Below are 12,629 nucleotides of genomic sequence, written 5' to 3'. Positions count from 1 at the left end.
CGCGCCTCCCCTAGAGGACGGAGAGGTAGGTGTCGAGCTCGTACGGTGTGACCTGGGCGCGGTACGCCTCCCACTCGGCACGCTTGTTGCGGAGCACGAAGTCGAACACGCGCTCACCCAGCGTCTCCGCGACCAGCTCCGAGCGCTCCATCTCCGCGATGGCCTCCGCGAGCGACGTCGGCAGCGGCTCGAAGCCCATGGCCCGACGCTCCGCGTTGGACAGCTCCCAGACGTCGTCCTCCGCGCCCTCGGGCAGCTCGAGACCCTCCTCGATGCCCTTCATGCCGGCCGCGAGCAGCACCGCGAACGCGAGGTAAGGGTTCGCGGCCGAGTCCATCGCGCGGTACTCGACGCGGGTCGACTGGCCCTTGCCCGGCTTGTGCAGCGGGACTCGGACCAGCGCGGAGCGGTTGTTCGAGCCCCAGCACACGTACGACGGCGCCTCGGCGCCGCCCCACAGCCGCTTGTACGAGTTGACGTACTGGTTGGTGATCGCCGTGATCTCCGGCGCGTGGCGCAGGAGACCCGCCATGAACTGACGCGCGACCAGCGACAGCCCGTGGTCCGCACCCGCCTCGAAGAACGCATTGCGGTCCCCCTCGAACAGGCTGAGGTGCGTGTGCATGCCGGAGCCCGGGGACTCGAACAACGGCTTGGGCATGAAGGAGGCGAACACGCCCTGCTCGAGCGCGACCTCCTTGATGACCGTGCGGAACGTCATGACGTTGTCCGCGGTGGTGAGCGCGTCCGCGTACCGCAGGTCGATCTCGTTCTGACCCGGGCCGGCCTCGTGGTGGCTGAACTCCACCGAGATGCCCATGTTCTCGAGCATGGTGATCGCCTCGCGGCGGAAGTTGTGCGCGGTGCCGCGGGGCACGTTGTCGAAGTACCCGGCGCGGTCCACGGGCACGGGCTGCTGGCCGCGCTCGAACTGCTTGAACAGGTAGAACTCGATCTCGGGGTGGGTGTAGAAGCTGAACCCCTGCGCGGACGCCTTGTCGAGCGTGCGCTTGAGCACCTGGCGCGGGTCCGACAGCGCGGGCTCGCCGTCCGGCGTGAAGATGTCGCAGAACATGCGCGCCGCGCCCTGGCGCTCGCCGCGCCACGGCAGGATCTGGAACGTCGCCGGGTCCGGCTTCGCGACCATGTCCGCCTCGTACACGCGGGTGAGGCCCTCGACGGCCGACCCGTCGAAGCCGATGCCCTCGGCGAACGCGTTCTCGAGCTCCGCCGGCGCGATCGCCACCGACTTGAGGATCCCCAGCACGTCGGTGAACCAGAGCCTGATGAAGCGGATGTCACGCTCCTCGACGGTGCGGAGCACGAATTCCTGCTGCTTGTCCATGGCGCCCATCTTGCCCCATCCGTGTGACGAACGTGTGTCCCGGTCGGGCGCGCCGCGCGCCCTACGCTTGACCCATGTCCGACCTCCGCATCGCCCTCGCCCAGATCAACACCTGCGTGGGCGACATCGCTGGTAACGCCGCGCTGATCCTCGACCGCTGCCGCGCGGCGGCGGCGCTCGGAGCGCATGTCGTGGTGTTCCCCGAGATGACCACCACGGGATACCCCATCGAGGACCTCGCGCTGCGGGAGAGCTTCCAGCGTGCCGCCGCGCGCTCCGTCGAGGAGATCGCCGCGACGCTCGCCGCGGAGGGCCTGGGCGACCTCACGGCGGTGCTCGGCACCCTCGGCGTCTCCCGCGCGGGCCGCCCCTTCAACCAGGCCGTGGTGCTCTCCGGCGGCGCGGTCCAGGCGCGCTACAACAAGCACCACCTGCCCAACTACGGCGTGTTCGACGAGCGCCGCATCTTCGCGGCAGGCGAGGACCCCTGCGTGGTGACGGTGGCATCGTCCCCCGTGGGCGTAGCGATCTGCGAGGACATCTGGCAGGACGGCGGCACCGTCGCCCAGCTCGCGGACCAGGGCCTGCGCGTCCTGCTGGTGCTCAACGGGTCGCCGTTCGAGGAGGGCAAGGGCCACACCCGCGTCGAGCTCGCCGCGAGGAGGGCCGCCGAGGTGGGTGCGCCGGTGGCGTACGTCAACCTGTGGGGTGGGCAGGACGACCTCGTGTTCGACGGTCACTCGTTCATCGTGTCCGCGACGGGCGAGATCGTGGCGGCCGCGCCGGGCTTCACCGACGCCCTGATGGTGTGGGACGTGCCCCCGGTCGGGGACGATGCGCCGGTCGCGGGCCTCGCCCCGCACGAGTCCGCCGACGAGCAGGCCTACTGGGCCTGCGTCACCGGCCTGCGCGACTACGTCCTGAAGAACGGCTTCCGCTCCGTGATCCTCGGCATGTCCGGCGGCATCGACTCCGCGCTCACCGCCGCGATCGCGGCGGACGCGATCGGCGGCGAGAACGTCGTGGGCGTGTCCATGCCGTCCGAGTTCTCCTCGGATCACTCGAAGGACGATGCGGCGGACCTCGCCAAGCGCATCGGCGCGGACTACCGGGTGGAACCCATCGCTCGGCTCGTCGGCGCGTTCCAGGACCAGCTCGCGCTCACCGGCGTCGCCGAGGAGAACCTCCAGGCGCGCCTGCGCGGCGTCATCCTCATGGGCATCTCCAACCGCGAGGGCCACCTGGTGATCGCGCCGGGCAACAAGTCGGAGCTCGCGACGGGATACGCCACCATCTACGACGCGGGGTCGATCGGCGGCTTCGCGCCGCTCAAGGACCTCGACAAGACGCGCGTGTGGCAGCTCGCGCGCTGGCGCAACGCGTACGCGGAGTCGCGCGGCGAGGTCGCGCCCATCCCGGAGAGCTCGATCACCAAGCCGCCGTCCGCGGAGCTGCGACCCGGCCAGACGGACCAGGACTCCCTGCCTCCCTACGAGCTGCTCGACGAGGTCCTCGACGCGTACGTCGAGCACGCCGAGGGCCGCGAGGAGCTGCTGGCACGCGGCTTCGACCCGGCCGTGGTCGACAAGGTGCTGTCCCTGGTCGACCGCGCCGAGTGGAAGCGTCGCCAGTACCCGCCGGGCCCCAAGGTGACGGCCCTGGCATTCGGTCGCGACCGCCGCCTCCCCATCACGTCCCGCTGGCGCGAGGTCTGACCCGGTACCTCGTGAGAAGGTGAAGCCATGACTCGCAAGAAGGTCCGGATCCACCACTTCAAGGAGATGAAGCAGCGCGGCGAGAAGATCGCCATGCTCACCGCCTACGACTTCCCCACCGCGCGCGCGTTCGACGCCGGCGGCGCGGACATGCTCCTGGTCGGGGACTCCCTGGGCGACAACATGCTCGGCATGGAGTCGACCGTCCCGCTCACCCTCGACGAGATGATCCCGTTCGCCCGCGCCGTCGCCCGCGGCGCCGAGCACGCGTTCGTGGTCGCGGACCTGCCGTTCGGCTCGTACGAGGTCTCCCCCGAGCAGGCGGTCGAGTCCTCGATCCGCATGATGAAGCTCTCGGGCGCGCAGGCCATCAAGTTCGAGGGCGGCCGCCGCATCGCCCGCCAGGTCAAGGCCGTGACGGACGCCGGCATCCCGTTCTGCGGCCACCTGGGCTTCACGCCCCAGAGCGAGAACGCGCTGGGCGGCCGCCGCATCCAGGGCCGCGGCGAGCACGGCATCGAGGAGCTCGTGGCCGACGCGCTCGCCCTCCAGGAGGCCGGCGCGTTCGCGGTGGTGCTCGAGATGGTGATCGCGCCCGCCGCGAAGGCCGTCACCGAGGCACTCGACATCCCCACCATCGGGATCGGCGCGGGCCCCGACACGGACGGCCAGGTGCTCGTCTGGCTCGACATGGCAGGCGTGGGCGAGTGGCACCCCCGCTTCTCCAAGCAGTTCGGCGCCGTGGGCCAGGCGATGATCGACGCCTCCGCCGCCTACGTCGACGAGGTCAAGGCCGTGACCTTCCCCGCCGCCGAGCACACGTTCGAGAGCTGAAGATGTCCTCCATCATCGTCACCGGCTCCGAGGGCAAGCTGGGCCTCCACGTGGTCGCGCGCCTGCGCGAGGACGGCCACCAGGTCCACCGGCTCGACGCCAAGCCGATCGCCCCCGCGATGGACTACACGCGCATCGACCTCGCCGATGCGGGCCAGGCGATGGACGCGATGTTCGGCGTCCAGGACCGCTACGGCGACGTCGACGCGGTGGTCCACCTCGCGGCGATCCCCGCGCCGGGCCAGATGACGGACACGGCGACGTTCCAGAACAACATGCTCGCGACGTTCAACGTCTTCCAGGGCGCCCGCCGCGCAGGCATCACGAACGTCGTCTACGCCTCCTCCGAGACGGTGCTGGGCCTGCCGTTCGAGACTCCCCCGCCGTACATCCCCGTCGACGAGGAGTACGACGCCCGCCCCGAGTCGAACTACTCCCTCGTGAAGCACCTCGAGGAGCAGATGGCGATCCAGCTGTGCCGGTGGGACCCGGCGCTCAAGATCATCGCGCTGCGCTTCTCCAACGTCATGGACGTCGAGGACTACGCCGCGTTCCCGGCATTCGACGCGGATCCGACTCTGCGCCGCTGGAACCTGTGGGGCTACATCGACGGGCGCGACGGCGCCCAGGCGGTGGTGCGCGCGCTCGACTACGAGCCCCGCGGCTTCGACCGCTTCATCGTCGCCAACGCCGACACGGTGATGTCTCGCTCCTCCGCCGACCTTGCGGCCGCCGAGTTCCCCGGCGTTCCCGTTGTCAAGGAGCTCGCGGAGCACGAGACGCTGCTCGGGATCGACAAGGCACGCCGCCTCCTCGGCTACGAGCCCCAGCACTCCTGGCGGCACCACGTGTAACGTCCCTGCTATGGGGGACGATGCGGCGGTCACCGGGCGTGGAGTACGCGCCTTCGCGTGGGTCGCGGCGGGCGCCGGAGCGGCACTGTGGGTGCTGGCCGCGCAAGGTGTTCGGGCCTTCTCCGAGGCGCGCGGGCAGGGATGGCTCGGCACGTCGGAGGGCATCGAGGGCGCGATGCCGTGGCTCGTGGCGCTGTTCGCGGCGTTCGGGACGGCGGTGGTGCTCACCGTCGTCGCGGCCGGCCGGCACGCGACCGTGCGCAGCGCGCGAGCGGGGCTCGTGGCGGCTGCCGTCGAGCTGGTGAGCGCGATCGTCGCCCTCGCGCGGGACTTCCCCGAGGCCGGCCTCGCCCACCTGGGCTATGTGCTCGCGCTGGTGCTCGTGCTGGTCCACGCCGGGGCGTCGCTGGTGGGCTTCGTGGTCGCCTGGGACGCGCATCGTCCCGTCGTCGCGCACGGCGCGACCGACTAGCCCCGGTCGTCGTCCCAGCGGTCGTCGTCCTCCCACGCGTCGTTGCGGTGCTTCGCGATCTCGAGCGCGCCCGCCGCCTCCTCGCGCGTCGCATACGGTCCCATGAGGTGCTCCCAGGAGCTCTGACGCCCCTTCTCCACCATCCTGGTCTTCGTGTTGTAGAAGTACTCGACCGGGTGGTCGCTCTCGGGTGACATCGGCATCGCCTCCGTGAATAGACTGCCAGGCATGAGCCCCGTACGCGAGAGCATCACCAAGGGCGTCGTGTCCCCCGTCCGCCAGGTCCCCGCGTCGATCGCGCGGCCCGAGTACGTGGGCAAGAAGCGCGCGTCGCTGTGGACCGGCGGCGACGTCCACAGCGCCGAGACCATCGAGAAGATCCGCATCAGCGCGCGCATCGCGGCGCAGGCGCTCGCCGAGGTCGGTCGGCACGTGGCGCCGGGCGTCACCACCGACGAGCTGGACCGGATCGGCCACGAGTTCGTGCTCGACCACGGCGCCTATCCTTCGACCCTCGGATACCCGGGCGCGGCCGGCCGCCCGGCGTTCCCCAAGGCCCTGTGCACCTCCGTCAACGAGGTCATCTGCCACGGCATCCCCGACTCGACCGTGATCGAGGAGGGCGACATCGTCAAGGTCGACATCACGGCCTTCAAGGACGGAGTCCACGGCGACAACTGCGGCTCGTTCATCGCGGGCGAGGGCTCCGACGGGGCGCAGAAGCTGGTCTCGACCACACACGAGGCGATGATGCGCGGCATCAAGGCCGCGCAGCCGGGCCGCGAGGTCAACGTGATCGGCCGCGTGATCGAGAAGTACGCCGCGCGCCACGGCTTCGAGTCCGTGCGCAGCTACACCGGCCACGGCGTGGGACCCGCGTTCCACACGGGCCTGGTCATCCCCCACTACGACGCGGCGCCGCACCACGCGGACGTCATCGAGGTGGGCATGGTCTTCACCGTCGAGCCGATGCTGTGCATGGGCTCGGAGGAGAACCACGAGTGGGACGACGGCTGGACCGTGGTCACCGACGACCGCTCGTGGGTCGCGCAGTTCGAGCACACCATCGTCATCACGGAGACCGGACCGGAGGTCCTCACGCTGCCATGAGCAAGAACATCGCCATCGGAGTCGATATCGGCGGCACCGGCATCAAGGCCGCGCCCGTCAACCTCAAGACCGGAAAGTTCACCGAGGACCGCTACCGGATCCCCACCCCACAGCCGTCGACGCCGGACGCGATCGCGCGCACCGTCGCGAAGGTGATCGCGAAGTTCAACCCGTCGAAGAAGGTCCCCATCGGGGTGGCGTTCCCCGGCGTGGTCCAGCACGGCATCGTCAAGACGGCCGCCAACGTGGACGACTCCTGGATCGGCACCGACCTGCGCGCGATCATCCGCGACTACGCGGGCCACGACGTCCATGTGCTCAACGACGCCGATGCCGCCGGGTTCGGCGAGTACAAGTTCGGCGCGGCGCACGGGCGGCGCGGTTCGATCCTCATGACCACGCTGGGCACCGGGATCGGCACGGCGATGATCGTGGACGGCACTCTGGTGCCCAACCTCGAGCTGGGTCACATCATGATCGACGGTCACGACGCCGAGGATCGCGCCGCCGAGTCCGCGCGCGACCGGTACGGCTACGACTGGGACCAGTGGATCGAGCAGCTGCAGAAGTACTACTCCGAGATGGAGCGGTTGCTGTGGCCGGACCTCATCATCGTGGGCGGCGGCGTGTCCAAGTCGCACCACATGTTCCTGCCCAAGCTGCGCCTGCGCGCCCCGATCATCCCCGCGGAGCTGCTCAACGGCGCCGGGATCGTCGGCGCGGCGGCCGCCGCCGCGGTCGAGATGAAGCACGAGCGCGACGAGGCCAAGGCGGCGGAGAAGTCCGCGAAGAAGAAGGCGGCGAAGGAGCACTCGGACGCGTGACCGCTGACGCCCCCGCGTCGGACCTGCACGCGACCCCCACCCTGACCCACGCCCTGGTGCGGCTCGAACCGCTGTCCTCCGCGCATCGTCCCGATCTCGTGGACGCCGTGGGCGACCTGCACACCCTCTGGTACACCCGCATCCCGGCGCCCGAGGGCATGGCCGACGAGATCGAGGCCCGGCTCGCCGCGCAGCGGGAGGGCCGTGTGGCGCCGTGGGCGATCGTGGACGCGCGGAACGGGCGCGCCGTGGGCATGACGACGTACCTCAACCTCGATCCGGCGAACGGGCGCGTCGAGATCGGCAGCACGTGGCTGAGCCGCGCCTCGCACGGCACAGGCATCAACCCCGCAGCGAAGCTGCTGCTGCTCCGCAGGGCGTTCGAGGACCTGCGGTGCGTCGCTGTCGAGTTCCGCACGCACTGGCACAACCACCAGTCACGCGCCGCGATCGCGCGCCTGGGCGCCCATCAGGACGGCGTGCTGCGCCAGCATCAGCGCTGGCACGACGGCACGCTGCGCGACACGGTGGTCTTCTCGATCCTCGACCGCGAATGGCCCGCGGTGCGCAGCGGCCTCGAGGCGCGGATCGCTCCGCGGCTCGAGGCCGGCACCCCCTAAGGGGGCCGATGCGACGGTCGGGTCAGTCCCCGTCCTCCGCAAGCAGCCGGTACAGGTCGCGCCGCGCCGTCGCGACCACCGCGGTCGCCTTCGCGGCCACGTCGGGCCGGTCGTAGCGCCGCACGATGTGCGAGACCGCCTCGTGCAGCTCGTGCAGCTCACGACGCAGCGCGATCGCCTGCTCCTTGCGGTCGTCGACCTGGAACAGCGCGTCGAGCTCGACGGCGTGCTCCGCGGCCCACTCCTCGCCGGACTCGGTGAGCGACGCGGTCTTGCGCCCGTCGACCAGCTCGACGGTGACGAGGCCCTCGTCCTCGAGCACCTGCAGGGTCGGGTAGATCGAGCCGGGGCTCGGCACCCACGCTCCCCCGCTGCGCTCCTCGATCTCCTTGATGAGGTCGTAGCCGTGGCGAGGCTGGTCCGCGAGCAGCAGCAGGATCGCGACGCGCACGTCGCCGCGGGGACGGCCGCCTCGCCCGCCGCGACCGCGACCGTCGGGCCCGTGGCCGGGTCCGCCCGGTCCGCCGTGGCGTCCGCCACGACCGCGGCCGCGTGGCCCGTCGAAGCCGGCAGGGCCCTCGTGGTCCCCGAAGCCGCCTCGACGGCGGCGCGCGCCGTACTCAGGGAGCTCGCCGGGCTCAGGGGTGGCGGCCCATGCGGGGCCGGGGTTCATGCCGCGGAATCCGCGCGGCCCGGGGTGATGATGCGAGTGCCTCATGACTCGCTCCTCTCTTCAGTCTTATCGTGTGCCACTCACGATATATCGCGATATGCGCAATGACAACCCCGTCCATCCTTCGCTGCGCACGGTCCCGAGCGCGCCACGCCGACCCGGCCCCTGCATCGTCCCCCCGCGCACGGGGTGTCGCCCCGCCGACCGTGCGGAACGAACCACCCGGCGGACCGGAACGAGCCCGCGGTGTCTGCGTGTCGGGACTTACGCCCCCGTAACTTACGGTCGCGTAGCCTAGGATTGCAGGCATGAGCCAGTCCCCCTTCGCTGAGTCGACGACGCCCCAGCTGGTCCACAAGCCCGCCGACTACACGTTCACCTCGCTGCTGCGCGATCGCGTCTCGGAGGACCCGGAGCGCATCTTCGCCGAGTACAAGGACGCCACCGGCGCGTGGGTGCCGGTGAGCCGCGCCACGTTCCAGGAGGACGTGAGCCGCGCCGCGAAGGGCCTGATCGCGATGGGGATCGCACCGACGCAGACCGTCGGGCTCCAGGCCAACACCCGCTACGAGTGGGTGGTGCTCGACTTCGCCATCCAGGCCGCGGGCGCGATCACGGTGCCGGTGTACCCGAGCTCGTCGGCGCACCAGCTCGCGTGGATCAGGGAGGACGCGGAGCTCGCGATGCTGATCGTGGAGGACGATGCGATGGCCGCCGCCGCGCACGACCTCACCCCCGCGCCGCGCATCCTGGTGATCGACGGCTCCGAGGAGCCCGCGCTCGACGTGCTGGCGGAGGCCGGCGCGATCGTCGACGACGCCACCCTCCTCGCGGCCTCCGCGGACGTCCGCGCGCACGACGTCGCGACCATCGTCTACACGTCCGGCACCACCGGCCGTCCCAAGGGCGTCGCGCTCAGCCACCGTGCGTTCGTCGAGCACTCGCTCAACGGCGCCGCCCACTCGGAGTTCGGCACGCTCGCGCACAACGACGCGAGGATCCTGCTGTTCCTGCCGCTGGCACACGTGCTCGCGCGCCACATCGAGATCCTCGCGCTGGCGTGCGAGGCCGTGATCGGCTTCGCGCCCACCCACAAGACCCTCGCCTCCGACCTCGCCACGTTCAAGCCCACCTGGCTCATGGCGGTGCCGCGCGTGCTCGAGACCTTCTACAACGTGGTCGACGAGCGCACCGGCGGCGGCATCAAGCAGAAGCTGTTCCGCTGGAGCGCCTTCGTGGCCCGCAAGGTCGACGAGGCCCGGGTGCGCCGCGGCCGGCACGGCATCGTCCTGCGCGCGCAGATGGCGATCGCGAACGCCCTCGTGCTCAACAAGGTGCGCGCCGCGCTCGGCGGCAACCTGCGTCACATCGTGTGCGGCGGCGCCCGCCTGGTGCCCCGCGTCTCGCACTTCTACGGCGGCCTCGGCATCGCGGTGATGGAAGGCTACGGCTCCACGGAGCTCGCCGGCCCCATGACGGTCAACCCGCCCACCGACGTCCGCGTCGGCACCGTCGGCTACCCGTACCCCGGCGGCTCGGTCCGCATCGCGGAGGACGGCGAGGTGCTCGCCCAGGGCCCCAACATGTTCGTCGGCTACTGGAAGAACCCCGAGGCGACCGCCGAGGTGGTCACCGACGGCTGGTTCCACACCGGCGACCTCGGCTCGATCGACGCCGACGGCTTCCTCACCATCACCGGCCGCAAGAAGGAGATCCTGGTGACCGCGGGCGGCAAGAACGTCCAGCCCGCGAGCCTCGAGGACGCCATCCGGCCGTACGCGCTCATCCAGGAGGTCGTGGTGGTGGGCGACGGCAAGCCGTTCATCGGCGCGCTGCTGTCGCTCGACGAGACGATGCTGCCCGGCTGGCTGAAGTCCAAGGGCCTGCCATCGATGTCCGCCGCCGAGGCCGCGCAGCACGCGACGGTACGCGAGCACATCCAGCACATCATCGACCAGGCCAACCTGCTGGTCTCCCGCGCGGAGGCCATCCGCGAGTGGCGCGTCCTCCCCCGCGAGCTCTCCGAGAAGTACGAGGAGATGTCCGCCTCGCTCAAGGTCCGCCGCAAGCAGGTCGAGGCGCACTTCGCGGACGTGATCGACGGGATCTACGCGAAGGTCTGATCAGCGCTCGCAGACGGTGCCGTCAGAGTCGCCGTCGCGGTACCAGCCGTACTCCTCGTCCTCGCCGCGGACGTACGGGCCGTAGCCGGCCGCGATCGCATCGGTGCAGTAGTCGAAGCGCGGGTCGGTGGACGATGCGCCGGCCGGCTCGGCGGTCGCGCTCGGCTTCGGCGTGGCGGGCGCCGGAGGGGCCTTGCCCGCGTTCACAGCGATCGTCGGCGCGTCGCCCTCCGGCAGGTCCTCGTCCGGACAGGCGTCGAGCACGAGGATCATCGCGTCGAGCTCGGCCTGCGTGACCCAGAGCTCGTACTTGTCCTTCACCGCGACCTGGCGCGCGACGTACTGGCACCGGAACCCCTTGTTCGCCGGCAGCCACGTCGCCGCGTCGGCGTCGCCCTTCTGACGGTTCGCGCCCGCGTCCACCGGCTCGAGGTTGAGGGGGTCGTTGGCGAAGGCGACGCGCTTCCCGAACGCCCAGCCGGCGGCGCCCTTCTGCCACGCGTCCGACAGCGCGACCAGGTGGTCGATGTCGACCTCGGACGCTCCCCCGCGCTCGAAGCGGATCCACGTGCCGGTGTACGGGTCAGCGAGGTTGCCCGACATCACCGTGCACACGCCGTCGAGCTCCTGGCGGGTGAGCCGCAGCCGCAGCATGTCGTTCCTGGTGTCGCACCCGTTGCCGTCGACGTCGAACCAGGCGTCGCCGAACTCCTCGCGCGCGTACCCGGTCTTGGGGGCGCGGCCCTTGACCTCCAGCCCGAGCAGCGCCGCGTACGCCGTGCCGTGCGCGAGCCGCTCGACCGAGGACGCCGGGCTCGCCGACGGCGCGGCCTCGATCGCGACGGGGGTCGCGGAGGGGGACGATGCGGCGGGCGCGCCCGGCGCGAACGTCTCCGTGGGCGTGGAGCACGCGGCGAGCGCGAGGGTCGCCGCCGCGAGGGCCGCGAGCCGCGTGAGCGGTGACTCGGTGAAGCGGACGAGCATGGGTCGCGTCACGGACGCAGCATCACCTTGATCGCCGTGCGCTCGTCCATGGCGCGGTACGCCTGTGCGGCCTCCTCGAGCGGCAGCTCGAGATCGAACACGCGGCCGGGCTCGATGCTCCCGTCGAGCACCTCCGGGAGCAGCTCCTCGATGTACCCGCGCACGGGTGCGACGCCGCCGCGCACGCCCACGTTGGTGTTGAACATCTGCCGCACCGGGAGCTCCGGGCCGCCGTTGGGCACCCCCACGAAGCCCACCTGACCGCCGGGACGCGCGGATCGAAGCGCCTGATCCATCGACTCCTTGGTGCCCACGCACTCGAGCACCACATCCGGACCGATGCCGTCGAACATCTTCTTGAGGCGCGCGATGCCCTCCTCGCCACGCTCGGGCACCACGTCCGTGGCGCCGAACTCGCGCGCGAGTGCCTGCCGCGAGGCGTGGCGCGACATCGCGACGATCCGCGACGCGCCCAGGCGCTTGGCGGCGATGATCGCGCACAGCCCCACCGCGCCGTCGCCGACGACCGCGACGGTGGAGCCCTCCGTGACGCCGCCGGAGACGGCCGCGTGGTGACCCGTGCCCATGACGTCTGACAGCGTCAGGAGGCCCGGAACCAGCGCATCGTCCGGCATGCCGCCCGGCACCGCGACCAGGGTGCCGTCCGCCATCGGGACGCGGACGCGCTCGCCCTGGCCGCCGTCGGCGAAGCCGAGCTCGTCGGTCGCGGACCCCCACCAGCCGCCGTGCTGGCAGCTGACGCTCGCACCGTTGCGGCAGTTCACACACGTGTTGTCGCACTGGTAGAACGGCGCGATCACGAAGTCGCCGGGCCGGATCGTCTCGACCGCCTCGCCCACCTGCTCGACCACGCCCACGAACTCGTGGCCGATCCGCTTCGGGGCGGCCGTCTCCGTCACCCCACGGTAGGGCCACAGGTCGGAACCGCACACGCACGCGGCCACCACGCGGACCACGGCATCGCGGCCGCTGCTCAGGACGGGGTCGGGAACGTCCTCGACGCGGATGTCCCGCTCGCCGTGGATGAGGGTCGCGCGCATGGGTCCTCCTTCGG

13 protein-coding genes are annotated in these 12,629 nt (G+C 71.1%); 8 read left to right on the top strand and 5 right to left on the bottom strand.

The genetic code is table 11. The annotated features are described in order from the left end of the window. Positions 1–10: 10 nt before the first annotated feature. Entirely contained in the window at positions 11–1,345 is a 1,335-nt protein-coding gene (locus tag AOM01_RS04700) for a glutamine synthetase family protein (RefSeq protein ID WP_062289943.1), read from the bottom strand. 74 nt (positions 1,346–1,419) lie between these two features. Between AOM01_RS04700 and AOM01_RS04695 the strand changes: the two genes are divergently transcribed. Genes AOM01_RS04695 through AOM01_RS04680 form a run of 4 tightly spaced genes read left to right on the top strand, consistent with a single transcriptional unit; the run spans position 1,420 to position 5,220 of the window. After that, positions 1,420–3,060, top strand: coding sequence for an NAD+ synthase (locus AOM01_RS04695; RefSeq protein WP_062289651.1), 1,641 nt, complete (start codon positions 1,420–1,422; stop codon positions 3,058–3,060). A 27-nt stretch (positions 3,061–3,087) separates the two neighbouring features. Then, positions 3,088–3,894: a 3-methyl-2-oxobutanoate hydroxymethyltransferase gene (gene panB, locus AOM01_RS04690; protein WP_062289648.1), complete on the top strand. Its 807-nt coding sequence runs from the start codon at positions 3,088–3,090 to the stop codon at positions 3,892–3,894. 2 nt (positions 3,895–3,896) lie between these two features. Further along, the gene (locus AOM01_RS04685) at positions 3,897–4,748 is read left to right on the top strand and encodes an NAD-dependent epimerase/dehydratase family protein (RefSeq protein WP_062289645.1); all 852 of its coding nucleotides are present in this window, start codon (positions 3,897–3,899) and stop codon (positions 4,746–4,748) included. Between the two features lie 10 nt (positions 4,749–4,758). Next, positions 4,759–5,220 carry a hypothetical protein gene (locus AOM01_RS04680; protein ID WP_062289642.1) on the top strand — a complete coding sequence of 154 codons (462 nt, stop codon included), beginning with the start codon at positions 4,759–4,761 and terminating at the stop codon, positions 5,218–5,220. Here AOM01_RS04680 and AOM01_RS04675 read toward each other — a convergent pair. Then, on the bottom strand, positions 5,217–5,417 hold the full coding sequence (locus tag AOM01_RS04675) for an SPOR domain-containing protein (RefSeq protein WP_156155825.1): 201 nt from the start codon (positions 5,415–5,417) through the stop codon (positions 5,217–5,219). The genes AOM01_RS04680 and AOM01_RS04675 overlap by 4 nt on opposite strands. Before the next feature lie 31 nt (positions 5,418–5,448). Here AOM01_RS04675 and map point away from each other — a divergent pair, with 31 nt between their 5' ends. Genes map through AOM01_RS04660 form a run of 3 tightly spaced genes read left to right on the top strand, consistent with a single transcriptional unit; the run spans position 5,449 to position 7,774 of the window. Continuing rightward, positions 5,449–6,330 (top strand): type I methionyl aminopeptidase, encoded by an 882-nt coding sequence (gene map / locus AOM01_RS04670; protein ID WP_062289636.1) that lies wholly within the window; start codon positions 5,449–5,451, stop codon positions 6,328–6,330. Further along, positions 6,327–7,154 carry a polyphosphate--glucose phosphotransferase gene (ppgK, locus tag AOM01_RS04665; protein WP_062289633.1) on the top strand — a complete coding sequence of 276 codons (828 nt, stop codon included), beginning with the start codon at positions 6,327–6,329 and terminating at the stop codon, positions 7,152–7,154. Before map ends, ppgK begins: the two co-directional genes overlap by 4 nt. Further along, a complete protein-coding gene (locus AOM01_RS04660; RefSeq protein WP_228374214.1) occupies positions 7,151–7,774 on the top strand; it encodes a GNAT family N-acetyltransferase in 624 nt (207 codons plus the stop codon). The genes ppgK and AOM01_RS04660 overlap by 4 nt, the downstream gene beginning before the upstream one ends. A gap of 22 nt (positions 7,775–7,796) precedes the next feature. On the opposite strand, the gene AOM01_RS04655 is transcribed toward AOM01_RS04660, so the two are convergent. Further along, positions 7,797–8,492, bottom strand: coding sequence for a PadR family transcriptional regulator (locus tag AOM01_RS04655; RefSeq protein WP_156155824.1), 696 nt, complete (start codon positions 8,490–8,492; stop codon positions 7,797–7,799). A gap of 263 nt (positions 8,493–8,755) precedes the next feature. Between AOM01_RS04655 and AOM01_RS04645 the strand changes: the two genes are divergently transcribed. Continuing rightward, a complete protein-coding gene (locus tag AOM01_RS04645) occupies positions 8,756–10,570 on the top strand; it encodes an AMP-dependent synthetase/ligase (protein ID WP_062289625.1) in 1,815 nt (604 codons plus the stop codon). Here AOM01_RS04645 and AOM01_RS04640 read toward each other — a convergent pair whose 3' ends face one another. Further along, positions 10,571–11,566, bottom strand: a complete 996-nt coding sequence (locus tag AOM01_RS04640) for a GmrSD restriction endonuclease domain-containing protein (RefSeq protein ID WP_228374213.1) — start codon at positions 11,564–11,566, stop codon at positions 10,571–10,573. It abuts the gene before it with no gap. Then, on the bottom strand, positions 11,563–12,615 hold the full coding sequence (locus AOM01_RS04635) for a zinc-dependent alcohol dehydrogenase family protein (protein ID WP_062289622.1): 1,053 nt from the start codon (positions 12,613–12,615) through the stop codon (positions 11,563–11,565). Before AOM01_RS04635 ends, AOM01_RS04640 begins: the two co-directional genes overlap by 4 nt. Between the last annotated feature and the right edge of the window lie 14 nt (positions 12,616–12,629).

It is taken from the genome of Demequina phytophila, from assembly GCF_000971135.1.
GTDB lineage: Bacteria > Actinomycetota > Actinomycetes > Actinomycetales > Demequinaceae > Demequina > Demequina phytophila.
The sequence above is the reverse complement of the archived record's forward strand: the minus strand, read 5'-3'. Positions and strand labels throughout refer to the sequence as shown.

What these genes read in the sequence shown, in the direction of transcription:
- AOM01_RS04700 (WP_062289943.1), bottom strand. Translation starts at nt 1,345, where the DNA reads ATGGACAAGCAGCAGGAATTCGTGCTCCGCACCGTCGAGGAGCGTGAC.
- AOM01_RS04695 (WP_062289651.1), top strand. Translation starts at nt 1,420, where the DNA reads ATGTCCGACCTCCGCATCGCCCTCGCCCAGATCAACACCTGCGTGGGC.
- panB (WP_062289648.1), top strand. Translation starts at nt 3,088, where the DNA reads ATGACTCGCAAGAAGGTCCGGATCCACCACTTCAAGGAGATGAAGCAG.
- AOM01_RS04685 (WP_062289645.1), top strand. Translation starts at nt 3,897, where the DNA reads ATGTCCTCCATCATCGTCACCGGCTCCGAGGGCAAGCTGGGCCTCCAC.
- AOM01_RS04680 (WP_062289642.1), top strand. Translation starts at nt 4,759, where the DNA reads ATGGGGGACGATGCGGCGGTCACCGGGCGTGGAGTACGCGCCTTCGCG.
- AOM01_RS04675 (WP_156155825.1), bottom strand. Translation starts at nt 5,417, where the DNA reads ATGTCACCCGAGAGCGACCACCCGGTCGAGTACTTCTACAACACGAAG.
- map (WP_062289636.1), top strand. Translation starts at nt 5,449, where the DNA reads ATGAGCCCCGTACGCGAGAGCATCACCAAGGGCGTCGTGTCCCCCGTC.
- ppgK (WP_062289633.1), top strand. Translation starts at nt 6,327, where the DNA reads ATGAGCAAGAACATCGCCATCGGAGTCGATATCGGCGGCACCGGCATC.
- AOM01_RS04655 (WP_156155824.1), bottom strand. Translation starts at nt 8,492, where the DNA reads ATGAGGCACTCGCATCATCACCCCGGGCCGCGCGGATTCCGCGGCATG.
- AOM01_RS04645 (WP_062289625.1), top strand. Translation starts at nt 8,756, where the DNA reads ATGAGCCAGTCCCCCTTCGCTGAGTCGACGACGCCCCAGCTGGTCCAC.
- AOM01_RS04635 (WP_062289622.1), bottom strand. Translation starts at nt 12,615, where the DNA reads ATGCGCGCGACCCTCATCCACGGCGAGCGGGACATCCGCGTCGAGGAC.